The following is a 24659-nucleotide window of genomic DNA, read 5'->3' as shown; positions in this document are numbered from 1 at the left end:
TGGTTCAGTGGGCGCCGCGCAGGTTGAGCAGCACGACGCCGCCGATGATGAGCAGCACGCCGGCCACCTTGGTGAGGTTGATGTTCTCTCCGAGGAAGGTGACGCCGATGACGACGATGGCCGCGGTGCCCAGCCCGGACCACATCGCGTAGGCGACGCCGATGGGCACCTGCTTCACCGCCTGCGAGAGCAGCGCGAAGGCCACGCCGTAGCCACTCAGGCACGCCACCGTGGGCCACAGCCGGGTGAAGCCCTCGGTGGACTTCATCAAGCTCGTGGCGGCCACCTCGAACGCGATGGCCCCGAGCAGGAAGAGATACGCCATGTGCCGACCTCCATTTCTGGAGTCCGTAGACGCTTCGGGGGCGCGTCGCCAGTGAGTCTTTGCTCCGGCTGGGACGCCGGGTCGGTGGACGCCGCCGAATGTCTCGCGAGGGTGGGCTACCGGGCGGCGGGCCTGTCCTCGGGGGCGACGAGGGAGGTGAGCACATGGTCCCTCCATCGGCCGTTGATTTCGAGGAAGTCGCGGGCGTAGCCCTCCACCACGAAGCCCATCCGGCGCAGCACCGCCGCGCTGCGCAGGTTCTCCGGCAGGTGGTTGGCCTGGATGCGGTGCAGGCCCATGCCGTGGAACGCGTGGGCGCAGACGGCGCGCAGGGCCTCCGTCATCAGCCCCTTGCCCTCGTGGCGATGGTCCAGCCCGTAGCCCAAATCGGTGGCCTGCAGCGGCCCTCGGCGGATGTGCGCGAGCGAGATGTTGCCGATGACGGGCGCGGAGGAGGGCGGGGCCTCACGGGGCATCACGAGGAGGCGGAGTGAGCGGTCGAACCGCGCGTCCTCCAGGTCCTGCGCCAGCCGCGTGCGCCAGTACGTCAGCGTGTAGAAGTGGGCGGGACGCGAGGGGGACACCGGGCCCAGGTGGTCGCGGTTGGCCTCGTGGTAGGCGACCACGCGCGCGGCCCCGTCCGGAGGAAGCTGGGCGATGCGCAGTCGCTCGGTGAGCAGGACGATGAGCTTGTCGGAGTCCATGGCGTGTCGGCGGCCGGAGAAGCTAACGCGCCGCGCGCTGTCCCGCACGCCTCCCACGAAAAGAAAGCTCCCGCTCGGAAGAGGATTCTCCGGGCGGGAGCGGTGAGGCGTTACTGCCGCACGTCCTGACTCGCACCGTCGCCCGAGCCATGGAACGTCTGGTGGTCGTCGGACGTGCCCTGCTGGCCGCCACTCTCGGAGGTGTTGCCCGAGCCGCCCGTGCCGGGCTGCTGGACGTCTCCCAAATCCTCGTCGTGCACCGCGCCCGACTCCGGCGCCTGCTGTTGCTCATTGCCGCTGGATGAGCCGCCGCCCGTGCCGGGCTGCTCCTGGCCGCTGCCACCGACGGCGCGCGAGCCTCCGCGCTCGAGGATGATCTCCACGCGGCGGTTGTTCGCGCGGCCCTCGGCGGTGGAGTTGGAGGCCACCGGCCGGTACTCACCCATGCCGCGCGCCTCGATGCGGTTGGCCGGCACGCCCTGGTTGATGAGGAACTCCTTCACCCGCTCGGCGCGCTGATAGGACAGCCGCTCGTTGAGGGCGTCGGAGCCCTGCGAGTCCGTGTGTCCCTCGATGAGCAGCGGCCGGTCGCCTTCCTTCAGCACCTGGGCCACGTCCGCCAGCCTGTCACGCGCCACCGGCAGCAGGTCCGAGGCCCCGGACGCGAAGAGCACGCTGCCCGACAACGTCAGCACCGTGCCGCGCGCCTCCTCGCGGACCTTCAGGTCCTTGTTGGCCTGGTCCAGCTTGGAGATGGCCTCGGCCGCCTGACGCTCGGCGTCCACGCGCGCCTGACGCTCGGCCTCGAGCTGCTGCGCGGCCTGCTGGTCCGCCTGGCTCTTCGTCTGCTGCGCCCCCTGGAGGGCCTGGGCCTGCCGCTGGAGCTCCTCGTTCTGCGCGCGCAGCTGCTGCGCCTCCTGCTCCACCTGCTGACGCCGCGAGGCCTCCTCGGACAGCCGCATCTCGCCCTCCTGCTGGCGGGCCTGCGCCATGCGCTGCTGCTCCTGGAGCGCATGGGCCTGGCTCAGGGCGACCTCCGCCTGGGCCTGCTGGCGCGCGGCGATGTCCGCCATGCCCCAGGCGCCCGCCGTCTCCGCCTTGCGCAGGGCCACGTAGGAGAGCACCCGCGTGCGCTGGGACTTCTCGTCGCGCTGGTACTCGCGCTCCGCGGCGCGCAGGGCGTCGCGGGCCTCGGCCACGTCGCGGGGACGCTCACGCCCCTGTGGACTCGCCGCGAGCTGTTGATAGGCCGCGCGGGCCTCCACCAGCTCCTTCGGCGCGGCCGCGCTCGCGCTCCCCGCCACGAGGAGCGCCGACGCTCCGACGAGGGCCTTCCATCCATGTTTGCTGCCTGCCATGACGGTCTCCTCCCGGACTGGGGCTCACTGCAGGCCGCGCCGCAGCGCTTCGGCCTGCTGGGTGGTTCTCTTCGCCTGTTGCTCCATGGGCAGCGCGCGTGCGAGCGCCAACGCGAGGTCCGCGTCCGCGTCCGCCTGCATGAAGCTCAGCTCCGCGCCTTCGGCGTCATCGTCCATCAGCAGCTGCTCGCCGTGGTTCACTTGCTGGCGGGCGAACTCCAGATGGCGCGCGGCTTCCGGGATGCGCGCTGCGCCGGCTCCTTCCGCGGCGCGCATGGAGGCCACCGCCTCCGTCCGTCGGGCATTCGAGGTGGGTTTCACGCTCTGACTGGCGCACCCCAACAGGGTGGCGCACAGCATCGCGGCAAGCAGCTTCGGGCGCACGGTCTACCTCCAGCCGTCGGTCCACGGAGCGCGGGTGTCGCGCCCCAGGTCCAGAAGTGTGCTCGGGCCGACAGCGCGGCAATCCACGGGGCACAAGTCGCCCGGGGAGGGACCGGCCATCTTCGGGGCGGGGCGGGCAGGGGTTGCGCGCGCGAAGCCGCGTGACGGTGGGGCAGCGCGCGCTGGCCGCCCGTCGTCGCAAGCGATAGGACGGGGGGCCTATGCGTCTGCACCTGGTGGATGGCACGTACGAGCTGTACCGCGCCCACTTCTCGCCCCGGCCGGGCCACGCCGCGCCGGATGGCCAGGACGTGAAGGCGACGGTGGGGTTGATGTCGTCGCTGCTGATGCTGCTGCACGACGCGGACGAGGCGGTGACGCACATGGCGGTGGCGTTCGACAACCCCATCCGCTCGTTCCGCAACGCGCTGTTCGACGGCTACAAGGGCGACGAGGGCGTGCCGCCGGAGCTGCGCGCGCAGTTCGACCTGGCCGAGGAGGCGGTGGCGTCGTTGGGCGTGCGCGTGTGGTCCATGAAGGAGCACGAGGCGGACGACGCGCTGGCCACCGCGGCGGCGCGCTTCGCTGGCGAGGTGGAGCAGGTGCGCATCTGCACGCCGGACAAGGACCTGGGCCAGTGCGTGCGCGGCCAGCGCGTGGTGCAGGTGGACCGGCGTCAGGAGAAGGTGCTGGACGAGGACGCGGTGCGCGCGAAGCTGGGCGTGCCGGCCGCCAGCGTGCCGGACCTCTTGGCGCTGATGGGCGATGTCGCGGACGGAATCCCCGGGCTGGATGGCTTCGGGGAGAAGGGCGCGTCCGCGCTCGTGTCCGCGTACGGCCGGCTGGAGGCGATTCCGGACGACGCCTCCACCTGGTCCGTGCGTCCGCGCGGCGCGGACAAGCTGGCCGCCACGCTGCGCGCGCACCGTGACGACGCGCTCTTGTACCGCAAGCTCGCCACGCTGGTGACGGACGCGCCGCTGCCCGGGACGAAGACGCTCGCGGACGTGGCCTGGGCGGGCGTGCCGCGCCAGCAGTTCGAGGCGCTCTGCGACAGGCTGGGCGTCAACACCCTCAAGCGCCGACCGAAGCGCTGGGTGGACTAGCCAGCGGCCTTGTCGCCCTTGTCCTGGGGCACGAGGGCGACGGGCGCCTGTCGCGGCAGGCGCACGGTGAAGGTGGTGCCGTCGTCCTGCGTGGAGCGCACGTCCACCGTCCCGCCGTGCGCCACGACGATGCTGCGCACGATGTAGAGGCCCAGGCCGATGCTGCGCATGCCCCGGTCCTCGGGCCGCTCCATGCCGCGCTCGAGCGGCTCGAAGATGCGCGGCTTGAGGTCCAGCGGGATGGGCAGGCCCTGGTTGTGGACCTCCAGCACCACGCCGCCCGAGTCCTCGCCCCGCGCCACGACGCGCACCACCGACTCCGGCGCGCTGTACTGCATGGCGTTGCCCACCAGGTTGCCGAGCACCTGCGCCACGCGGTCCGGGTCCCACTGGCCCACGCCGTTGCCCGTGTACTCGGAGAGGATGCGCCGGTCCGGCCACGCCACCTGCAGCTCGTCCAGCGCGGTGTGCACCACCTCGTGCAGGTCCATCAGCCGGGGGTAGACGGGCAGGCCCCGGCCCTGACGCGCGCGCGTGAAGTCGAGCAGGTCGCGAATCATCCGCGTGGCCCGGTCCGCCGCGCGCTGGATGCGCTGCACGTTGCGCTGCTGCCGCTCGTCCGCGTCCGGCGTCTGCGCCAAGAGCGACGCCGCCAGGGTTATCGCCCCCAGGGGGTTGCGCAAATCGTGGCTGACGATGCCGATGAGCTGCCTTTCGAAGTCCGCCTGGGCATGCACCTCCGCGAGCAGACGCAGGCGCTCCGACTCCGTCTGCTGCATCTCGGTGACGTCCTGCATCGCGCCGACCACCTGCACCGCTTGTCCGTCGGTGTCGCGGACGATGTGGCAGCGGTCCACCACGTGCGCCCAGGTGCCGTCGCCGCGCTGGAAGCGGTAGTTCTCCTGCCACTCGTGGCTCTGGCTGGACACCGCCAGACGCAGGCCGCGCACCACGCGCTCGCGGTCCTCCGGGTGCAGCCGCTCCTCCCACCAGGCGCGCGTGTCCCGGATGGTGGAGGAGGCGTAGCCGAACTGCTCGTGCAGGCCGCTCGTCCAATCCACCGCGCCCGTGCGCGGGTCCCATTCCCAGACGGCGTCCCGCGTGGCCCGGGCGGCCAGCCGGAAGCGCAGCTCGCTTCGCCACGCGCGCTCCTCGGCCGCCTGCATCTCCGTCAGCGTGCCCTCCGCGAGCAGCCGCCGCGCGCGCTCGTCCTCCAATTGCTGGCGCCGCTTGCGCTCGTGGCTGGCCAGGGCCGTGACGCGCGCCTGGAGCTCCAGCGGGCGGAAGGGCTTGAAGACATAGTCATTGGCGCCCGCCGCCATCGCCTCCACCACGTCCGCCGCGCGCGTGTTGACGGTGAGCAGCAACACCGGCAGCAGCGAGGTGCCGGAGGCCTGACGCACGAAGCGGCACACCTCCAGGCCCGTCATGCCCGGCAGGTACCAGTCCAGCACCAGCACGTCCGGCGTGCGGCCCTGGCCCAGCGCCTCCAGCAGCGCGGCGCCGTCCGTGAAGGTCACCACCTGGCAGACGACCGAGAGCGCGCGGCGGATGGCCTCGGTCTCCGCCGAGCTGTCGTCGAGCACCCACACGAGGGGCGCGCCCTGCATCGGGTCCGGCATGCGTGGGTCGGTGGGGGGCACGGGTGGAGGGAGGCTCTAGCAATCGATTCTTGTCGCGGTCAATTCTTCGATGGGCAACGCACGGTGGGCCTGTCAACCTGTCGCCCTCTCGACACCTCTGTTGGCGGTGGTGCGAGCGCTCGTGACGAGCAGTGCGAGAGGGAAGCCGCCGGGCCCTGCGTGCCGTTGAAGGAAGTCATGTCTGTTGATTTGAAGCCCTTGGAGCTCAACGCTCCTTCCTCGGATGACTGGGTTCCCTCGCTGGAGGACACCCCGTACCAGCGCCTGGGTGGCGCGGAGGCGGCGATGGCGCTGGCGGCCGCGTTCTATGACGCGATGGACGCCCATGAGCCCGCCCTGGCGAAGCTGCACGAGCTGGACGCGGAGGGGCGCGTGAACCCCGGCACCCGCGAGCGCTTCGGCCTGTTCCTCATGGGTTGGCTGGGGGGGCCGCAGCATTACGCGGAGCGCCATGGGCACCCGCGGCTGCGCATGCGCCACGGCCATGTGCCGGTGGATCTGTCCATGCGGGATGCCTGGCTGCGCGCCATGCAGCGCGCCATGGACGCCCGGGGCGTGACGGGCGGGCTGCGCCGCTTCCTGGACGAGCGCTTCGCCCAGGTGGCCGACTTCCTGCGCAACACCGAGGGCTGAGTCGCCCTTCACCGTCGACTTGCGGAAAAAAGCACGGGCGTTTAGAAAGGCTCCATGCGCAAGGGCGAGCTCACCCATCAGGCGATTCTCGAGCGGGCCATCCAGCTCGCCAGCCGGGTGGGCCTGCAGGGGCTGAGCATCGGAGGGCTAGCGGAGGAACTGCAGCTCTCCAAGAGCGGCCTGTTCGCGCACTTCCGCTCCAAGACGTCGCTCCAGGTGGAAATCCTGGAGGCGGCCACGGCGCTGTTCACCGAGCGGGTCATCCGCCCGGCGCTGATGCAGCCTCGGGGTGAGCCCCGGGTGCGGGCGCTCTTCGAGAACTGGCTGACGTGGGAGCGGGAGCTGGTGCCGGAGGGCGGGTGCATCTTCGTCGCCGCGGCGACGGAGCTGGATGACGCCCCGGGCCCCGCCAGGGACAGGCTGGTGCAGACGCAGCGGGATTGGATGGACTGCCTGGCCCAGGGCGCGCGCATCGCCGTGGCCGAGGGGCACTTCCACAAGGACGTGGACGTGGAGCAGTTCGCCCACGACGAGAACGCCCTGCTCCTGGGCTTCCACCACGCGGCCCGGCTCCTGAAGGAGCCCCGCGCCGAGATGTGGGCCCGCCGCGGCTTCGAGGCCCTGCTGCGCGCCGCCCGCCCCACGGGCTCCTGACTTCTTTTGGGTTCTGTGTCCCTCCGAGGAGGACCTCGTCATGGCAGAAAATAGCACGAACGTTCGCGTTAAACTGGCGAAGTGGGGAATGCGTGCGGCGGCGTTGGGGGCGGGGACGGTGGCGCCCGGGCTGACGGCGGCGTGGGCGGACGAGCGGTTCCGCACGCCGTGGCGGCCGCACCGCTCCCGGACGGCGGAGGCGGTGTTGGCGCGGGGGCAGCCGAGGATGCTCACGCTCGGGGGCGAGGAGGTGGCGGTGTGGAGCTGGGGCGAGGGGCCGCGGGTGCTGCTGGTGCATGGGTGGAGCGGGTACGGCGGGCAGCTGACGGCGTTCGTGGACCCGTTGGTGGCGGCGGGGTTCTCGGTGGTGACGTACGACGCGCCGGGGCATGGGCGCTCGTCGGGGCGCACCAGCTCGCTGCCGGAGATGGCGGAGGTGGTGGCGGACGTGGCGAAGGCGACAGGTGGGCCGTACGCGGTGGTGGCGCACTCGCTGGGCGCGGCGGCGACGGCGGTGGCGATGCGGGATGGGCTGAAGGTGGGGCGCGCGGTGTTCGTGTCGCCGCCGGCGGACCCGCGTGGGGGCATCCAGGCCTTCGCGCGCGCCTTCGGACTGACGGATGGCGTGTGGATGCGGATGGAGGAGCGCATCGAGCGGCGCTTCAGCGTGCGGCTCAAGGATTTGGCGCTGCCGAACTTCGTGCCGCAGTTGGGGCAGGTGCCGCTGCACGTGTTCCACGACGTGGGAGACAAGGAGGTGCCGCTCGTCGCGGGTGAGGCGGTGGCGCGGGCGTGGCCGGGCGCGAAGCTGACGCGCACGCAGGGGCTGGGGCACCACCGCATCCTGTACGCGCCGGAGGTGGTGGCGCCGGCGGTGGAGTTCCTCGCGCAGGGCACGCCGGAGACGACGTGGCCGGAGGTGCCCATGCTGGCGGCCTCGGCGGCCACGGGGGCTCGAGTGCCGTTGCGGCTGGTGCGCTCGGCGCCGTGAGCTGTGGTGTCTGGCTTTCGGGCCGAGCGGGGATTCACCGCCATCCGATTGCGTTTCATACGAAGACCTTCGTCGTCATGGTTCGCCCGAGGGCGGGAAATGGCGGGAGGTCGTCTGCGTAGAGGGAGCGATGCTCTCCCTCCGCAAGCTGGTGAAGGTGTACCCGGGGCCGGTGTCCGCGCTGCGTGGCGTGGACCTGGAGATTCCGCTCGGGATGTTCGGACTGCTGGGCCCCAATGGCGCGGGCAAGTCCACGCTGATGAAGATTCTCTCCGGCCTGCTGGAGCCCACCTCGGGTGAGGTGACGCTGGACGGCGTGGACATCGTCCGTCACCCGGAGGCGCTGCGCCCGCACCTGGGCTACCTGCCGCAGGAGTTCGGCTTCTATCCGTACCTCAACGGCGAGGACATGCTGCTGTACCTGCTGAAGCTCAAGGGCGTCAGCGCGCCGCAGGGACTCAAGAAGCTGTGCGCGGAGCTGCTCGAGCGGGTGAACCTCACGTTCGCGGCGAAGCGCAAGGTGAAGGAGTATTCAGGTGGCATGCGGCAGCGGCTGGGAATCGCCCAGGCGCTCGCGGGCAACCCCAAGCTCATCATCGTGGACGAGCCCACCGCGGGCCTGGACCCCGAGGAGCGCCTGCGCTTCTACCGCCTGCTCGCGGAGGTCGCGGGCGAGCGCACCGTGCTGCTCTCCACGCACATCGTCGAGGACGTGGCGATGCTCTGCCCGCGCTTCGCCGTCATCCGTCAGGGACAGGTGGTGGCGATTACGTCCCCCACCGAGGCGAAGCAGGCCATCCACGGCACCATCTTCGAGGGCACCGCGTCCACCGCCGAGCTGCCACGCGCTCCAGCGCTCCCACCGCGTCACCCAGGCGGTGCTCTTCGAGGGACACAACCGCGTGCGCATCCACGCGCCGGACGCTCAGGTGCCCACGGGCTTCGAGCGCGTCACGCCCACGCTCGAGGACGCGTACCTGCTCTTGATGAAGGACACGCGCGAGGCCCCGGCGCCTGTCGCGGCGCAGGTGGCGCGATGAGCACCGCGGCCCGCATGGGCACGGTGATTCGCACGGAGCTGCTCCACCAGCTTCGTCGCCCGCTGTTCTTCATCCTGCTGCTCATCACGTTCCTGGTGGTGTGGGGCCTGTCGTCCGGGGCCGTCACCATCTCGACCGGCGCCAGCCAGGTGGGCGGCCCCAAGGCCTGGGCGACGAGCGAGTTCGCCGTCTCGCAGAACATCATCTACATCCTCTTCCTGATGCACAGCTTCTTCCTCTGCGTCGGCGCGGGCATGAGCGTCATCGCGGATGAGGAGGCGCGCGTGGGGCCCATCCTCCACACCACGCCGCTGACGCCGCGCGAGTACGTGTGGGGCAAGTTCCTCGCCACGCTGGGCGCGTACGGCCTGGGGCTCGTGGCGCTGGTGTTCTTCCTTGTCTTCTTCCACCACGTGGTGCCGGCGGGAGACCAGGCGGAGTTCCGGGGGCCGCTGTCGTGGCTCAACTACCTGCGGCCCGCGCTCTTCTTCGGCGTGCCGCTGCTGGTGTTCTTCGGGGGCACCGCGTTCGCGCTGGGGGAGGGCACGCGCCGCCCGGTGCTCGTGTACTTCCTGCCGGTGACGCTGCTGTTCGTCTGCGCCTTCTTCCTGTGGAGCTGGTCCCCGGGTTGGTTGGACCCGCGCGTGAACCGGCTGCTCCAGGCGTTGGACCCGGCCGGCCTGCGCTGGCTGAGCGAGACGTGGGTGAAGGTCGACCGGGGCGTGGCCTTCTACAACACGCAGCGCGTGGGGCTGGACGCGGTCTTCCTCGGCAGCCGTCTCGCGGTGATGGCGCTGGGGCTGGGCTGCGTGGCGTGGACGTCGCGGCACATGACGCTCGGGCTGCGCGGCGCGAAGGTGCCCGCCGCCGGGAAGAAGCAGCTGGCCGACATCCCGCTGGCGACGCCCGACGCGCAGTCGCGCGAGACGTCGCCCCTGTCGGAGCTGGGGATGCGCGTGCGCGTGCCCGGGGTGCTGGCGGGCCTGGGCGTGGTGGCGCGCGCGGAGCTGCGAGGGCTGGTGTCCCAGGCGGGGCTCTACGTCTTCACGCCGATGATTCTGTTGCAGTCGGTGACGCAGGCGCTCAATCGCATCGGCCCCTTCGACACCAAGCTGCTGACGTCCTCGGGGTTCTTCGCCGTGGCCTCGCTGGGGCAGCTCACCACGCTCGCGTGCCTGCTGCTGCTCTTCTACACGGTGGAGTCGCTGGAGCGGGAGAACGCCACGGGCTTCTCGCCCATCCATGACGCCACGCCGGTGAGCACGGTGTCGGTGCTGCTGGGCAAGGCGCTGGCCAACAGCATCGTGGGGCTGGTGGTGGTGATGGCCGCGGGGGCGGCGGGTGCGCTCGCGCAGGTGTCACAGGGACAGGTGCCGTTCTCGCTGTGGCCGTACCTGCTTGCCTGGGGCCTGTTGGTGCCCACCTTCCTCGCGTGGACGTGCTTCGTGCTGGCGGCGCGCGCGGTGGCGGGCGGACGCTTCGGCGCGTACGGCGTGGCGCTCGCGGCGCTGAGCCTCACCGGCTACGCGGCGGTGGAGGGCAAGCTCAACTGGGCGCTGAACTGGCCGCTGTGGGGCGCGGTGCAGTGGTCCGACATGGGGGCCTTCGAGGTGGACCGGACGGTGCTCGTGCTCAACCGCGTGGGCGTGCTGGGGCTCGCGGCCTTCTTCGGGGCGCTCGCGGTGCGGCTGAGCGGTCGACGCGCGGTGGACCCGGTGAGCTTGTTGGAGAAGCTGCGTCCCAGGGGCCTCGTGCGCGAGGCGTGGCGGATGGCGCCGTGGGCGTTGGTGCCCGTGGTGGCGCTGGTGGCGGCGGCGGTGCAGGTGGGCGCGGGCTGGCAGGGGGACGCGTCGAAGAAGCGCGCCAAGGACTACTGGCAGCGCAACCTGGCCACGTGGCTCCACGCGCCCCAGCCCGACATCCAGGACGTGGACCAGGACGTGGACCTGGACCCCGCGGGGCGCGCCTTCCGCACGAAGGGCACGTACACGCTGGTGAACCGGCACGACAAGCCGCTGTTGGCCTTCGCGCTCACGGGCGGTGACCACTGGGAGGACGTGCGCTGGACGATGAACGGCCAGGACTTCAAGCCGGACGACCGCTCCCGCTTGTATGTCTTCACGCCCGAGGCGGGGCTCGCTCCCGGCGCCGTCGTGCGCGTGGGCTTCGAGTTCCACGGGACGTTCCCCCGGGGCGCGACGAAGAACGGCGGCAAGGTGTCCGAGTTCATCCTGCCCTCGGGCGTGGTGCTCACCAGCTTCAATCCGAGCTTCGCGCCGCTGGTGGGCTACCAGGAGGACATCGGCGTGGACCCGAAGGAGAACGCGTACGAGCCGCGCGACTACCCGGACGACTTCCACCTGGGCCCCACGCCGGCCGCGTATGGCTCCAGCGCGCCGTTCACCACGCGCATCCGCGTGACGGGGCCCGCCGAGTACACGCTCAACTCCGTGGGCGTGCTGGAGAGTGACGAGGTGAAGGACGGACGCCGCGTCAGCGTGTGGAAGAGCGACCAGAAGGTGCGCATGTTCAACCTCGTCGCGGGCCGCTGGTCCGTGCTGCGCGGCGAGGGCACCGCCGTCTTCCACCACCCCGCGCACGTCTACAACGTGGAGGAGATGCGCCGGGGGCTGGATGCCGCGCGCCGGTACTACTCCGAATGGTTCCATCCCTATCCGTGGAAGGAATTGAAGCTGTCGGAGTTCCCCGGGCTCGCCACCTACGCGCAGGGCTTCGCCACCAACATCACGTTCTCGGAGAGCATCGGCTTCCTCGCCCGGAGCACGCCCGAGGCGAACGCCGTGCTGCTGATTACCGCGCACGAGGCCGCGCACCAGTGGTGGGGCAACATGCTCGTCCCCGGCAAGGGCCCGGGCGGCGCGGTGCTGTCGGAGGGCATGTCGCACTACTCGGCGATGAAGCTGATGGAACAGGTCGAGGGGCCGCGCTCGCGGATGGAGACGGCGAAGCGACTGGAGGAGCGCTACGCCGAGGAGCGTCACGTGGACTCGGAGCGCTCGCTGCTCAAGCTGGACGGCTCGCGCTCTGGTGACACCACCGTGCTCTACGACAAGGGCGGCTGGGTGTTCACCATGCTGGAGCAGCTCATGGGGCGCGAGGCGATGCACGCGGGGCTGCAGGCCTTCCTGCGCGAGTCCATCGAGTCCACGGACCACCCGGTGCTCCAGGACTTCATCGCGAGGATGCGCCCCTTCGCGAAGGACGCGGCGGCGTATGACGCCTTCGTGCAGCAGTGGTTCCGTGAGGTGCGCGTGCCCGAGTACCAGCTGTCGGACGCCCGGGTGAAGCAGGACGGCGCTCAGTGGGTGTCCACGGTGACGGTGCGCAACGCGGGCGAGGGCCGCATGCCGGTGGAGGTGGCCGCGGTGAAGGGCGAGCGCTTCGCGCCGCGCAAGGACACGAAGACGCCCGAGGTGCAGTCTCCCGACTACCGCGACACGCGCGGCCAGGTGGTGCTGGGCGCGGGCGAGTCCGCCGAGGTGACGCTGCGCACCGACTATCCGCCCGAGAAGTGGGTGGTGGACCCGGACGTGCGCGTGCTCCAGCTGCGCCGCGCGCAGGCGGTGCTGGAGCCGTGAGGCTTCGCGCGCCCCGGAGGTTCGTCGGGGCGCGCGTCGGCTCGGGGATTACTCGCCGGTGCGGTTGCCGGTCAGCTCCATGGTGAACTGGCCGGTGACGGGGATGGGGGCGCAGTTGCGCGAGGCGAAGTCGCCCTTCATGGAGAGGTGGAGCGTGCCCGCCTCGTCCCGGTTGCCGGTGCCCGAGCGCACCGTCAGCGTCCCGTCGCAGTCCTGCTCGTCCAGGTGGACCTGGCACTCGGTCTGCTGCACGGAGAACGCGCGCTCCTCGGTCATGGTGCCCGGAAAGCCGTTCCCGCACTCGAAGGTATCGGAGCGCAGGTTCAGGGCCGTCTTCGCGCCCGCGCCCGCGGCGATGCGAATCGTGTCCGAGAAGTCATTGGTCTGCGACTGGCCGAAGATGACCAGGGTCATCGTCCCCGTGCTGGCGTAGGCGCCCGTCACGTTGGAGCGCTGGTCGGCCGTCCCGCCGTCGCCATCGTCGTCACCGTCCCCACCACACGCTCCGAGCCCCAGCAACAGCGCCGCCGTCACCACGCGCATCCGCATCATCGACATCCTCCGCTCCCGACTGGAATCCTGGGGCCGGAGTATTCTTACGACGTCCCCGTCACGCAATTCACGGCGACGGTGCGTCATCCGTTCGCGTCACGGCGTGTGTCCGGTATCCGTCGACAGCAGGCCCAACGTGTCGGAGATGCTCGTCCCGAGCGACAACCGCTCGAACGTCGTGTCCGGCGCGGACAGCCCCGAGGACGTGCCCGCCAGTCTCATGACGAACACCCGGCGTTGGGTGACCGGCCCGCATGTCATCGAGACGTCGCCGCGCAGCTCGAGCTGGAAGGAGCCGCCCGCGTCACGGCTGCCGTTCCCGTCGTTGACCTTCATGCTCGCGGTGCAGCCCGACTCCACGTCCACCGGGCACGTGCCTCCGCTGACGTCGAAGGTGCGCTCCCCGTTCATTGCCGCGCGGATGCCGCCGCCACAGCTCATGCTGGCGATGTCGATGCTCAGCAGGTTGAGGCCGCTCGTGTTCTCCGAGACGGTGATGGTGTCCCGGAGGTTGGCGATGCTGTGCCCGCTCCCGTCCTGGGCGTTGCTCTGCAGCGTGCCCGTGACGGCGTAGGTGCCCGTCACGTTGGAGCGCTGATACGTGACGGGCGGACGGGAGCCGCCCGGTGGCGGACTGTTCCCCGGCTCCTCCCGGGGCTCAGGGTCCTCGCCACCACACGCGCCAAGCGCCAGCAACCCCACCACCCACAGCACACGCGAACGCGACATCGACGGTCTCCATTCCCATACGAGGGAGTCCTGGCGCGCCGGCTCCGGTCGCTGTCCCCCCCGCTCACGCAGGGAAGAACCCTGGCCGTGGGTTTCTTGCGCAATGCCTCGCGTCGAATCCCGGAATCGCTGTCACCGTGTCCGACGCTGGAACAGGGCGTGCTGACAGGTTGTCGTCGGTGTCGGTCTTCATCGAGAGCGGCTCACTCTCGTGGTGGGTTGTGCACGCGGGTTGCAGTGGGCGCGTGTTGCTCAGGGAGAGGCCTCCCGGGGTGTTGCATCCACAGGAGGAGTTCCGCACATGAGAGTCATGCCGTGGCTGTGTCTGATGTTGCTGTCGTCCGCCGGCGCCCAGGCCAACCCGTCGAGCCCCGTGTCGACCGATGCCGTGCCTCGCAAGACGGTGGTGGGGCTGGCCGTCAATCCCACGGATTGGGGGCAGGTGGTGCTGGAGGGAGAGCGGGTCGTGGGTCCGCGGGTCAGCGTGGGATTGGGGTTGCATGTCGGCGTCCGGGTCTCGAATGGCAGCCGGGACCTGGAGATGGCGGAGCAACGACTGGAGACGCGAGACTCCTTCTTCGAGTTGGGCGTCGTGCCGCGCGCCCGGTTCTTCCTGTCCGGGGCGGCGCCCGAGGGGCTCTGGGTGTCACCGCAGGTGGAGGCCATCCATCAGTGGCGGAAGTACGCGCAGTTCGTCGTCGAGGAGCAGCGCAGTGAGAGTCGCATCCGCTCCCTGCAGTTCGGGGGCGCGGTCCTGGTGGGCTACACCGCCATCCTGGGCCAGGGGCTCGCGGTGCAGGCGGGCGTCGGCGTGGGTGCCCGCCATTCCTCGGACCGGTATGAGAGCCGTCAGCCGGTGCTGCCGAATGGCGAGGAGAACACCTCCACGAAGGGGCGGAGCTGGACCTTCGATGAGCGACTTCAAGTGTCCCTGGGCTGGGCCTTCTGACGCTACAGCGCGACGCCGTGCGCGCCTCGGGGGCAGGGGCCCTGGCCGCGTGGGGGCGCGGGGCGCTCCTTCACACCGGGGCGCGGCGGGAGGTTCGCGGGCGTCTTGATGTCGTGCAGCAGTCCCAGCGCGGCGAGCCCTCGCACCATCCACCATCCCGGGTCCGGCTGGCGCCAGCCGAGGCCCATCCGCGCCGAGCGCGGCCACGCATGGTGGTTGTTGTGCCACGACTCACCCATGCTGACGAAGGCGAGCCAGCCCGCGTTGCGGCCCTGCTCCGCGCAGCCGGGCAGCTCGTAGGGTTGCTCGCCCTCGACGTGGCTCACGTAGTGGACGAACCAGAAGCCGTCCTGCGTGAGCGCCAGCCGGACGAACACGCCCCACACCACCCACGCGGGGCCGCCGAGCGCGTACAGCCCGAGCGCCAGCGGCACCTGGAGCCACAGGCCCCAGCGCTCCAACGCGAGGAAGAAGGCATCGTCCGCCACCGCGGGCTCCACCGGGGCCGAGGCGGTGGGGCCCTCCGGATGCCACGTGCGGAAGAGGGCGTGGCTCATGGCGCTCACGAAGCCGTCGCGGTAGCCGAAGTACTCCGGGCAGTCCGCCTCCGGCTGGTTCTGGTGGAAGTCGCGCAGGTGGTGCATGCGGCTCATGGCGATGACGCCGCCCAGTCCCGCCAGGGTGCCGAGCAGTCCGAGCGCGCGCTCCACCGCGAGCGGGGCGCGGAAGGCCCGGTGGATGAGGCCCCGGTGGATGCCCACCGAGACGCCCAGGCACATCGTCACGCCCGTGAGGCCGGCCCACACCGCCACGGCGCTCCACTCGAGGTACCGCGCGCCGCCGAGCAGCGCCGCCACGTGGAGGACGCTCCACCGGGCGAGCTTCCCCATGTCCCACCGCGCCTCGCCCCACCGTGTGTCGCTCGTGTCCATGGCCCGTCCCTTTCGGGAGGGGGCCATCGCAAGCGCCCTGCCAGCGGGGGACGGGCCTGATTCCAGGGGCTTGGGCGGGCGCGCGGGCGGGACTGTCAACGCCGTTCACACCGGCCGCGCACCGGGTGGACGGTGGGGGTTCAGCGCTCCAGGCCCAGCTCGACGCCGGGCATCCACTGTCCCCGCCGTTGTCCGTCCACGCGGACCGAGTCCCAATCCAGCCCCAGCGTGCCCCTCAGCGCGAAGTCGCCCGTCTTCCATCGGAGGCCCGCGGCGGCGCGCGCGGACAGGCCCAGGGCGTCACCTTCTCGGCGGCCCGGTCGGTCCACCACGGTCATCAGCCAGCCCGCGCCCACCTCGGCGAAGGGGGCCAGGGTGCCTCGGCCGCCCAGGCCCGCCATCGCGAGCACGGACATGCGCTGGAGCGTGGCGTCGTCCACCCAGGCGTCGGGTGCCAGCGCGTAGGTGGCGCGCGCGCCGACCCGGACGGGGCCGGGACCGGGGACGCGCCAGGACAGGGCGAGTCCGCGCGCGACACCGCGTCCTCCCAGGGACGGCGCGCCCAGCGTGAGCCCCACTTCGAGGCCCAGTGCGCGCGGGACGCCGGAGGGTTCGCCTGGGGAGAGGGGGTTGGAGAAGTCGACGGCGGGCACTCCGGTGGAGGCGACATAGCCCTCGTAGAAGTCGCGGCCGAAGGGCAGGGCGAAGAGACCCTGGAGCAGGCTCTCCTCGGCGGCGCCGCGAGAGGCGACCTCGGGTGGGGCGACGGACGGGAGCTCTCCGGACCCGAGGTCCGAGCGACGGACACGCGCCTCGCCGCCGGGCGTGCGCAGCCAGTACGCCGCGCGCTCCGGCAACGCGAGGGTCAGGGGCTCTCCGGCGGCCTGGTGTGCGTCCACGAGCCGCACGCCCGAGGTGTCCTCCACGGAGATGCGCGCGCCTCGGGGGGCAGGGGGGAGGTCCAGGCGAGGGCCGTCCGGGGCGGGGCCGACGAGGGCTCGTGAGGGGCTGAGGGCGGGAGGGAAGGTGCGCACGGCGAGCCGGGCTTGAGGGGACTTCACGCCGCGGATGGCGGCGGCGACGAAGGCGTCCAGCTCGCTGTACTCGACGCGGCCATCCCCGTTGACGTCCGCGCCGCCGAGCAGCGCGGAGCGCGCCGCGTGACTGAAGACACCCGCGCGGATGCGGGACCACTCGTGTGTCTCGCCTTCGGTGCTCTCCGCGAAGATGGCGCCCACGCGGGGGTGGCCGGCGAGTTGTTCCTGTTCCAACGCGCGTCGAAGCCTGCGCAGCACGAGCGGGTCTCCACCGCGACTGCCGACGACGCCCGCCGCGTGACACGCGTCGACGAGCAGGTGCACGTAGTCCGCGTCGAGCTTCTCCACCACGCGCGAGTAGAGGCCCTCCTGGTCGAGCTGCCCGTCGGCGAGCGTGAGGTAGGCGCGGCCCGACTCACCGGTGCGTCCATGGCCCACGTAGACGAAGAGGAAGTCCACGGTGCGCCCGGCGGCGCGGTCCACGGCGTTGCGACGCGCGAGCTGGTCCACGGTCTCATCGAGCACCGTGAGCGTGGGGAGGCGAGCGTCGGCGAGTCGCTCGCGCTCGGCCTGGGCGGTCTCGGCATCGGGGACGGTGAGCAGGACCACGTCCACGCCGAGTCGACGCAGCGTCTCGGCCCAGCGCACGCCGTCGTCATCCGCGTAGCGCAGCGGCGGCATGCCTGGCGCGTCGCTTCCGTTGTACGCGACGACCAGCGCGCGCCGCACGGGGGATGGCTCCGATGAGGCCGGATTCTCGGCCTGGGCGGCGCTCCGGGGCGCCGTGCACAGGAGCAGCACGACGCACAGTTGCGCGAGGATGGGGTGGTGCCCCCGTTTCAACCCGTGCCTCATGGCGTGCCGCCCCCCACTTGAATCCGATGCCGCACCTGGACCACTTCGCCTTGCACCGTCTCTCCGCGCGCGGCTGAGAGCGCGACGCTCGCGCTCGACGCGAAGACCGCGGTGAGCTCCACCTCGCCCGCCTCGGGCAGCCGAGGCGTGATGTCCAGCGCGACCTCCGAGCCCGGAGCCGCCTTCACTTCGAATGGTCCCTCCACACGCGAGCCCTGCTCCGTACGCACCACCACCGCGACATGCGTGTACGGCGCCCGCACGCCTGCCGCGAACGCGAGCGATGCCCCCGAAGGACACGTGCCCTGTCCGCGCACCTCACGCAGCTCCGCGTCCGAGGGCACGCAGAACAATCGCAGCACCGCGGTGCCAGGGCCCTCGCCGCGTGCCGCCCACTCTCCCGTGTCTTCAGAAGCGCCCGTCCACAGCACTCCGGCGGACACCATCAACGCCAGCACCCACGCCGTGCCCACGTGCCCGAGCGACGGCGGGTCCCACGCCCCGCGCACCCACTCCACCACTCGCGCCCAAGGACCCTTCGTCTCGTCCTCTGACTCCGAGCACTCACGCCGCTCCTCCAGCGCCCCCAGCACCGCCTGCAAGCCGTGCGCGGACAGCCGCTCCAGCTCACCCGAGGTCGGCTCGGTGACGGTGTCCCGCGCGAACACGCGGCGCAGGTTCATCACCTGCTCATAGCGGGCGCCACAGCGCTCGCAGCCCCGCGCATGACTCAGCACCCGGCTCCACTGTCTTGGAGGCAGGGTGCCGTCGTTCGCGAGGTGGACGAGCTGTCGGTCCACGTGGGGAGTGAACAAGGCCATGGTCAACTCACTCGGGTCAGGGCACGAAGAGAGGGAAGAGCAGGGCCAGCATCGCGGCCGTGGCCGCGGCGGAAGGCAGACCCTCGGGCGACTCCGACACGAGCCATCCCTCCTCTACCAGAAACGCCGTCATCGCGCGCCGCAGCTTCATCTCGCGCGTCCTCAACTCCTGTCGGGACCACCCCAACAGCAGCCCCGCGCGCTCCTGGGACAACCCCTGCACGAAGCGCAGGTCCGCCAACCGCCGCGTCCCCTCGTCGAGCCCCGCGAGGAAGCGCCTCACCAACTCACGCATCTCCCCCTCGAGCGCCCGGTCCTCGGGAGAGGGCGACGTGCTCGCCAGCCGCTCCGCCATCGGCGTGTCATCCAGCGCCACCGCCTCGCGCGCGATGCGACCCGCCGAGCGCAGCACGTCCACCGCCGCCTGCTTCGCCACCGCGTTGAGCCACGTCGAATACGGACGCACGCCGTCGTACGCGAGCCGCGCCTGCTCACGAAAGGCACGCACGAAGGTCTCCTGGTGCGCGGCCTCCAAATCCAACGGACCCACGCGTCCCAGTCCCCCGGGCCCATGCGACACGTACGTGCGCGACAGGAACCGCGCCACGTGCGCGGAGTAGGCCCGATAGACGCGCGCGAGCGCCTCCGGCTCCCCTCGACGGAAGGCCTGCAGCAACCGCGGGTCGTCCTTCAACAGCGACATGCCGTCCTCCCCTCAAGGGGCCTCGAGCCCCTGGACCTCGACGGGTCCGGCGCGCTCCGTCTGCGTCCCGTCACCCAGCTGTCCGGCGGCGTTGGCGCCCCAGCACTGCGCGCGCCCATCCCTCAGCACCGTGCACGTGCTCGTCACACCCGTGGCCAGGTCCACCACCTCGTTCGCCAGCCCCGACACGTCCACCGGCGCCGCGCGATGCACCCGCGTCCCGTCGCCGAGCTGCCCGGCCTCGTTCAGGCCCCAGCAGCGCACCCGCCCCTCGGCGCTCAGCGCGCAGGTGAAGTCCGTGCCCGCGCGCACCTGACGCATGTCCACCTTCAGCCCCACCGGACGCACCGGCACCGTGCTGTCGAGCGCGGTGTCATCCCCCAGCGCCCCCGAGGCATTGAAGCCCCAGCACTCCACCGCTCCGTCGCCCACGCGCGCGCAGGTGTGTCCCCTGCCCGCCGTCAGCGCCCTCACGGGCAGGGCCAGGCTCCGCGCCCGGACGGGAGGAGACTTCAGCCCCGCGCCGGCGAGCCCATCCCCCAGCCCGCCGTACGCGTTGTCGCCCCAGCACCACGCCTCGCCCGCCGTGGTGGCCGCGCAGGTGTGGTACGCGCCCGCCGCGAGCACCGTGAGGTTCGCGGGCAGGCCCGGCACCGCGATGGGCGCGTGGCTCCGCTGGCTCACCTCCGAACCCAATTGGAGCCGTGAGTTGTCGCCCCAGCACGTCACCTGTCCCCCCGCGTGCAGCGCGCACGTGTGCGCCTCACCCGAGGCGACCGTCAGCACGTTGGAGCCCAGTCCGCCGACATCCAGCGGCTCCAGCGAGGACGACAGCGAGGCCTGGCCCAGCTGACCCGACGCGTTGTCTCCCCAGCAGCGCACGGTGCCGCCCTCCAGCACCGCGCAGGTGTGGTCCGCGCCCGCGGAGATGCCGAGCACGCCGGTGGACAGGCCCTTCGCCGCCACGGCCGAGGCCCGCAGCGCGCGCGTGCCGTCTCCCACCAGCCCCGTGCCGCCCCAGCACCGCACGCCGCCGCTCTCGAGCAGCGCGCACGCGTGATGCCGCCCCACCGTCACCTTTCGCGCCACACCCCGCGGCTCGGGGTCCGTGTCCGGGCACCCCTCGGTGTCCTCCACGCACGCGTCCGTCGGGGCGCTCCGGATGGGGTCCAGGCACGCGCCCGTCAGCGCGGTGAGGAGCAGCAGGATGGGCGCGACGCGGCGCTTCATGGAGCCTCCCTCCCGAAGGAAAAACGACAGGCGCCGCGGGCACGAGGCTCGCGCGGCGCCAGCTTGCTGGCCTGGATGTCTTTGCTGACGGGTGACGCGAAAATGCGTTACGGCTGCGGATGCACGTTGAGGGCGCTCCAGGGCGTGGTGCTCGTGTCCACCAGCACCAACCGGAAGCCCGCCTCACCCGACGTCGAGGGCGACAGCGCGCCCGCGGCCACCGCGAAGACGCCCCGGCCCAGGAACGCGTTGGTGTCCAACAGGAACCGCGCCACCGGCGAGCGGTTGGACGCGCTGGACGCCGCCACGCCCACCAGCAGCTGGGCGCCGGGCAGCTCGCGGCCCTCCACGGAGGTGGCCAGCCGGTACGGGATGTCATCGAAGGCGGCGGCGGCCGGAACGATTCCGCCCTCCACCGGCGACACGTCCACCACCGGCGCGTCCGGCGAGGCGTGCACCACGCGCAGCCGCAGGCTGTCCGTGTCGCGCGTGAAGCCCTCCGTGAAGGCGAGCAGCTCGAAGGTGGAGTCCGCCGGGTCATCCGCCGCCGGGCTCAGGAAGCCCGAGGCCAGGACCAGGTAGCGCTCACCGGCCACCAGCGCGGGCGTGGGCCGGCTGGCGGCGGGAGCGCCCGAGGGGCGCGTGCCGCCCGAGGCGCTGGCGAAGAAGTCCAGGCTGTAGCTGCCCGGCGGCACCTGGATGGGCGCGGACAGCTCGCCGAAGCTCAGGTCATCCACCAGCTCCGTGGTGCCGACGAAGACGTCCACGGAGGGCGCGTCCGGCGAGGCGTGCAGCGCGTAGACGACGGGGTTCTGGCGGACCATGCCCACCCCCGCCGCGAGCAACCCGAAGCCCGCGGGAGCGTGCGCCTTCTCGGACAGCCTGCCGGTGGCGATGACGAACACCTCGCCGCGCGAGGGCAGGGCGGGCACGGTGAAGGACGTCACCTTCTGGTTGTCGGCCGTGCGCACGCCCACCTGGAGCGACTGTCCCGAGGGCAACTCCACCCCCGCGGCGCCCGTGTCCTGGAAGCGCGCGAGCCCGGTGATTTCGGAGGTGCCGTCGTCACCCACGTCCAGCGCGACGGTGGGCGCGTCCGCGCCCGCGTGGACGATTCGCACCCGCGCCCGTCCCTCCGACGGCGCGCCGAAGCCCTCGGTGAGGGGCAGCACGCGGAAGCCGCTCGCGCTGTCGGTGGCGGTGAGCAGGCCCGCGGCCACCGCGCTCACGCTCTGGTCCTTCGTCAGCGTCAGCGGACCTGTGGAGTAGACGGGCGCGGACGTGGCCGCCGAGCCCGCCGCGCGCACCTGCACGTTGTACGTCCCCGTCGGCACCGTGGCGTACGCGGTGGTGTCGCCGTAACGCACGTTGGTGAACAGTGGCGTGGCCTGGCCCTCCGCGTAGATGTCCACGGCGGGCGCGTCCGGGGATGCGTGCACCACGCGCAGCTTCGCCTGGGTGGACGGCTTCGGGTCGTCGGGCGTCTCGTCATCTCCGCAGCCGACGAGCGCGGACAGCGTGGCGGCCAGCGCCAGGGTGATGCCACGGCGATTCCAGGCGTTCCTCTTCATGTGCGCCTCCAGGGAAGCGGCCTTCGGGCTCGGGGGGAGCCAGGGCCTGTTCGTTGTTGGAGGGCCCTTACGAAACGAGCCGGTGGACCTGGTTGATGGGACGTGTCCGCGCGAGCGCTGCTACCGTGCCCGCCCCATGAACCCAGGCCTGATTCCCCTCGTCGTGTCCCTGCTCTGGACCCAGGCGCCCGCGCCCACCGCGACTCCCGCCGCCGCCGCGCAGGGTGCCGCCGCGAAACCATCACAGGTGCCTGGAATCGCGCCGCTGCCCGGTCAGCCGAACGTGTGGGTGAGCAACGTGCCCCCGGTGCCGGACGCGCTGCGTCGCCGGATGGAGCAGTACCTGGAGTCCCGCGCCGCGGGGCTCTCGGATGCCAGTGATGACGGCAAGCAGCTGCTCATCACCACGCGCTTCGCGGACACCAACCAGCTCCACGTGGTGGAGATGCCCATGGGGGCGCGCACGCAAATCACCTTCGCGAAGGAGCCCATCAACCGGGCCCTCTTCCAGCCGGGCGACGCGAACGTCCTCTATTTCCTCCAGGACAAGGGCGGCGGTGAGTTCTTCCAGGTGTTCAAGCTGGACCGGCGCACGGGGCGCTCGGAGCTCTTGACGGACGGCAAGAGCCGCCATGAGGCGCTGCGCGTCTCCTCGGACGGTCGCTGGCTGGCGTACGCGGGCACGGGCCGCAACGGCAAGGACACGGACGTGTACGTGGCCTCCACGTCGGAGCCCACGAAGGCGCGCCGCCTCACGGAGCTGGAGGGCACGTACTCACCGCTGGAGTTCTCCGCGGATGGCGCGAAGGTGCTGGTGCAGCGCTTCCGCGCCGCGGATGACTCGGACCTGTTCGTGGTGGACGTGGCGTCCGGCGAGCGCCGTCAGCTCACGCCCTCCGAGGGCAAGGGCAGCGTCGACGGCGCCACCTTCACGAAGGACGGCCAGGGCGTCTATCTGGTGACGGACCGCTACAGCGACTTCTCCGAGCTCTACCTGCTCGACACGCGCACCGCGCCCACGGCCCAGCCGCCCGCGTCGCTGACGAAGTCGGTGCGGTGGAGCGTGACGGACCTGGCGCTGTCCCCGGACGGCCGCAAGCTGGCGGTGGCCTTCAACGAGGACGGCTACACCACGGTGTCGCTGCTCGACACGCGCACGCGCGCCTTGTCCGCGCTGTCGACCCTGCCCAAGGGCGTGGGGGGCGGGCTGAAGTTCCCGCGCAAGCGCTCGGACATGCTCGCGCTCTCGCTGGGCAGCGCGCGCAGCCCCATGGATGTGTGGACGGTGGACTTGAAGTCGCGCAAGCCGACGCGCTGGACGCGCTCGGAGGTGGGCGGCCTGGACACGGAGGGATTCGTGGAGCCCACGCTCGTGCGCTATCCGTCCACGGATGGGGTGCAGGTGCCCGCGCTCCTCTATGTGCCCAGGAACACCGGCGGCAAGAAGGTGCCCGTCGTCGTCAGCTTCCACGGCGGGCCCGAGGGACAGAGCCGGCCAATGTTCAGCAACTTCACCCAGTTCATCACCGGCGAGCTGGGCATGGCGGTGCTGGTGCCCAACGTGCGTGGCTCGGATGGGTACGGCAAGGCGTACCGCGCCATGGATGACGGCGTGAAGCGCGAGCAGAGCCTGAAGGACATCGGCGCGACGCTGGACTTCATCGCCTCGCGCCCGGAGCTGGACGCCACGCGCGTGGGCGTCTCGGGCGGCTCGTACGGGGGGTACATGACGCTGGCGTCGGTGGCCTTCTACCCCGAGCGCTTCAAGGCCGCGGTGGACGTGGTGGGCATCTCCTCGCTGCCCAGCTTCCTGGAGAACACGCAGGCGTACCGCCGGGACCTGCGGCGCGCGGAGTACGGCGACGAGCGCATCCCCGAGGTGCGCCGCGTGCAGGAGCGCATCTCCCCGCTGGGCTCGGTGGACAAGATTCGCGCGGCGCTCTTCGTGCAGCAGGGGGCCAATGACCCGCGCGTGCCGCAGTCGGAGGCGGAGCAGATCGTCCAGGCCGTGCGGCAGCGCTCGCCGGACGTCTGGTACATGCTGGCCACCGACGAGGGCCACGGCTTCCAGAAGAAGCCCACCCGCGACTACGCACAGATGACGACGATGATGTTCTTCGAGAAACACCTGGGCGCACCCCAGGCGCCCGCGCCGAAGTAGCCGCCCGGACACAGCGTATGCCCCCGGGACATTCCGGTATGTCCCGGGCGGCCGCGCGTTCCACGAAGGTCGTTCCACGACGTCCCATGATGAGGAGCATTCCGATGAAGCGCTTTCTGAGCCCGCTCCGGCGGGGTGTCCTGGCGCTGGCGGTGGTCCTGGGTGCGGGGGCGGCGGTGTCCGCGCCCAAGCAGGACGCCATCAACCTCCGGTTCGGCCTGCGGCAGGTCAACCTCACCATGCGAGCCGAGGACGTGACGGGCCAGGACTTCCAGGTGAGCCGGAAGGGCATGGGCCTGCGGGGGAGGACCGCCGTGGGCCTGGTGGCCGTGAAGTTCGAGGACGGCGCGGTGAAGGGCTCGCTGGGCCCCTCGCTGGTGAACCTGAAGGTGAAGCGCGACGGCGACACGGTGGAGGCCGAGGGCGGCTTCGGCGGGCGGCCCGCCACCGTGAAGCTCACCAAGGACTCGTTGGAAATCTACATCCGGGACTGCACGCACCGGCTGAGCGCGAGTGAGGCGGGGCGCTCCTACTCGGGTCAGAGCAACTGCAGCGTGAGCGGCTCCGCTGGGGGCGCGGAGCTCTGGCTGCCGGACGCGTTCCTCGAGGCCAGCCCCGAGGAGAAGGTGACCCTGCTGCTGCTGGCGGTTTGACGTTGTCCGTCTCCGGGCATCGCGGACCG

Annotated in this window: 21 protein-coding genes; 8 read left to right on the top strand and 13 right to left on the bottom strand. The window is 71.5% G+C overall.

What is annotated here, in order from left to right; all coding sequences use genetic code 11:
• Positions 1-4 precede the first annotated feature (4 nt).
• The 4 genes from LXT21_RS30275 to LXT21_RS30260 form a co-directional block, all read right to left on the bottom strand.
• Positions 5-325 (bottom strand): DMT family transporter, encoded by a 321-nt coding sequence (locus LXT21_RS30275; protein ID WP_254041678.1) that lies wholly within the window; start codon positions 323-325, stop codon positions 5-7.
• A gap of 116 nt (positions 326-441) precedes the next feature.
• Positions 442-1029, bottom strand: a complete 588-nt coding sequence (locus LXT21_RS30270) for a GNAT family N-acetyltransferase (RefSeq protein WP_254041677.1) — start codon at positions 1027-1029, stop codon at positions 442-444.
• A gap of 110 nt (positions 1030-1139) precedes the next feature.
• On the bottom strand, positions 1140-2387 hold the full coding sequence (locus tag LXT21_RS30265) for an OmpA family protein (protein WP_254041676.1): 1248 nt from the start codon (positions 2385-2387) through the stop codon (positions 1140-1142).
• 24 nt (positions 2388-2411) lie between these two features.
• Positions 2412-2771 carry a DUF4398 domain-containing protein gene (locus tag LXT21_RS30260; protein WP_254041675.1) on the bottom strand — a complete coding sequence of 120 codons (360 nt, stop codon included), beginning with the start codon at positions 2769-2771 and terminating at the stop codon, positions 2412-2414.
• Between the two features lie 221 nt (positions 2772-2992).
• Here LXT21_RS30260 and LXT21_RS30255 point away from each other — a divergent pair, with 221 nt between their 5' ends.
• Positions 2993-3877, top strand: coding sequence for a 5'-3' exonuclease (locus tag LXT21_RS30255; protein WP_254041674.1), 885 nt, complete (start codon positions 2993-2995; stop codon positions 3875-3877).
• Here LXT21_RS30255 and LXT21_RS30250 read toward each other — a convergent pair.
• Positions 3874-5520, bottom strand: a complete 1647-nt coding sequence (locus LXT21_RS30250) for a hybrid sensor histidine kinase/response regulator (protein ID WP_254041673.1) — start codon at positions 5518-5520, stop codon at positions 3874-3876. The genes LXT21_RS30255 and LXT21_RS30250 overlap by 4 nt on opposite strands.
• A 177-nt stretch (positions 5521-5697) precedes the next feature.
• On the opposite strand from LXT21_RS30250, the gene LXT21_RS30245 reads away from it, so the two are divergent.
• From LXT21_RS30245 to LXT21_RS30230, 4 genes are all read left to right on the top strand, one after another.
• Positions 5698-6153, top strand: a complete 456-nt coding sequence (locus tag LXT21_RS30245) for a globin domain-containing protein (protein WP_254041672.1) — start codon at positions 5698-5700, stop codon at positions 6151-6153.
• Between the two features lie 54 nt (positions 6154-6207).
• Positions 6208-6807, top strand: coding sequence for a TetR/AcrR family transcriptional regulator (locus LXT21_RS30240; protein ID WP_254041671.1), 600 nt, complete (start codon positions 6208-6210; stop codon positions 6805-6807).
• A gap of 88 nt (positions 6808-6895) precedes the next feature.
• Positions 6896-7798: an alpha/beta hydrolase gene (locus LXT21_RS30235; protein WP_254041670.1), complete on the top strand. Its 903-nt coding sequence runs from the start codon at positions 6896-6898 to the stop codon at positions 7796-7798.
• A gap of 130 nt (positions 7799-7928) precedes the next feature.
• On the top strand, positions 7929-12437 hold the full coding sequence (locus tag LXT21_RS30230) for an ATP-binding cassette domain-containing protein (protein WP_254041669.1): 4509 nt from the start codon (positions 7929-7931) through the stop codon (positions 12435-12437).
• A 48-nt stretch (positions 12438-12485) separates the two neighbouring features.
• Here LXT21_RS30230 and LXT21_RS30225 read toward each other — a convergent pair whose 3' ends face one another.
• Positions 12486-12995: a hypothetical protein gene (locus tag LXT21_RS30225; protein ID WP_254041668.1), complete on the bottom strand. Its 510-nt coding sequence runs from the start codon at positions 12993-12995 to the stop codon at positions 12486-12488.
• A 90-nt stretch (positions 12996-13085) separates the two neighbouring features.
• Complete coding sequence (locus tag LXT21_RS30220) at positions 13086-13718, bottom strand: hypothetical protein (RefSeq protein WP_254041667.1); 633 nt, start codon at positions 13716-13718, stop codon at positions 13086-13088.
• Between the two features lie 301 nt (positions 13719-14019).
• Here LXT21_RS30220 and LXT21_RS30215 point away from each other — a divergent pair, with 301 nt between their 5' ends.
• Positions 14020-14667 carry a DUF3575 domain-containing protein gene (locus LXT21_RS30215; protein WP_254041666.1) on the top strand — a complete coding sequence of 216 codons (648 nt, stop codon included), beginning with the start codon at positions 14020-14022 and terminating at the stop codon, positions 14665-14667.
• Between the two features lie 2 nt (positions 14668-14669).
• Here LXT21_RS30215 and LXT21_RS30210 read toward each other — a convergent pair whose 3' ends face one another.
• From LXT21_RS30210 to LXT21_RS30185, 6 genes are all read right to left on the bottom strand, one after another.
• Positions 14670-15599, bottom strand: coding sequence for a fatty acid desaturase (locus LXT21_RS30210; RefSeq protein WP_254041665.1), 930 nt, complete (start codon positions 15597-15599; stop codon positions 14670-14672).
• A 140-nt stretch (positions 15600-15739) separates the two neighbouring features.
• Positions 15740-17479 (bottom strand): caspase family protein, encoded by a 1740-nt coding sequence (locus LXT21_RS30205; RefSeq protein WP_254041664.1) that lies wholly within the window; start codon positions 17477-17479, stop codon positions 15740-15742.
• An 8-nt stretch (positions 17480-17487) separates the two neighbouring features.
• The gene (locus LXT21_RS30200) at positions 17488-18312 is read right to left on the bottom strand and encodes a hypothetical protein (protein ID WP_254041663.1); all 825 of its coding nucleotides are present in this window, start codon (positions 18310-18312) and stop codon (positions 17488-17490) included.
• 16 nt (positions 18313-18328) lie between these two features.
• Positions 18329-19015, bottom strand: coding sequence for an RNA polymerase sigma factor (locus LXT21_RS30195; RefSeq protein ID WP_254041662.1), 687 nt, complete (start codon positions 19013-19015; stop codon positions 18329-18331).
• 12 nt (positions 19016-19027) lie between these two features.
• A complete protein-coding gene (locus LXT21_RS30190) occupies positions 19028-20245 on the bottom strand; it encodes an RCC1 domain-containing protein (RefSeq protein WP_254041661.1) in 1218 nt (405 codons plus the stop codon).
• Positions 20246-20352: 107 nt separating this feature from the next.
• Complete coding sequence (locus tag LXT21_RS30185; RefSeq protein WP_254041660.1) at positions 20353-21816, bottom strand: DUF4397 domain-containing protein; 1464 nt, start codon at positions 21814-21816, stop codon at positions 20353-20355.
• A gap of 136 nt (positions 21817-21952) precedes the next feature.
• Between LXT21_RS30185 and LXT21_RS30180 the strand changes: the two genes are divergently transcribed.
• The gene (locus LXT21_RS30180; RefSeq protein WP_254041659.1) at positions 21953-23977 is read left to right on the top strand and encodes a S9 family peptidase; all 2025 of its coding nucleotides are present in this window, start codon (positions 21953-21955) and stop codon (positions 23975-23977) included.
• Between the two features lie 104 nt (positions 23978-24081).
• A complete protein-coding gene (locus LXT21_RS30175) occupies positions 24082-24630 on the top strand; it encodes a hypothetical protein (RefSeq protein ID WP_254041658.1) in 549 nt (182 codons plus the stop codon).
• Positions 24631-24659: the final 29 nt, after the last annotated feature.

The organism is Myxococcus guangdongensis (assembly GCF_024198255.1).
GTDB classification, from domain to species: domain Bacteria; phylum Myxococcota; class Myxococcia; order Myxococcales; family Myxococcaceae; genus Myxococcus; species Myxococcus guangdongensis.
Note: the sequence above shows the minus strand (reverse complement) of the source record. Positions and strands in the feature narration are given on the sequence as shown.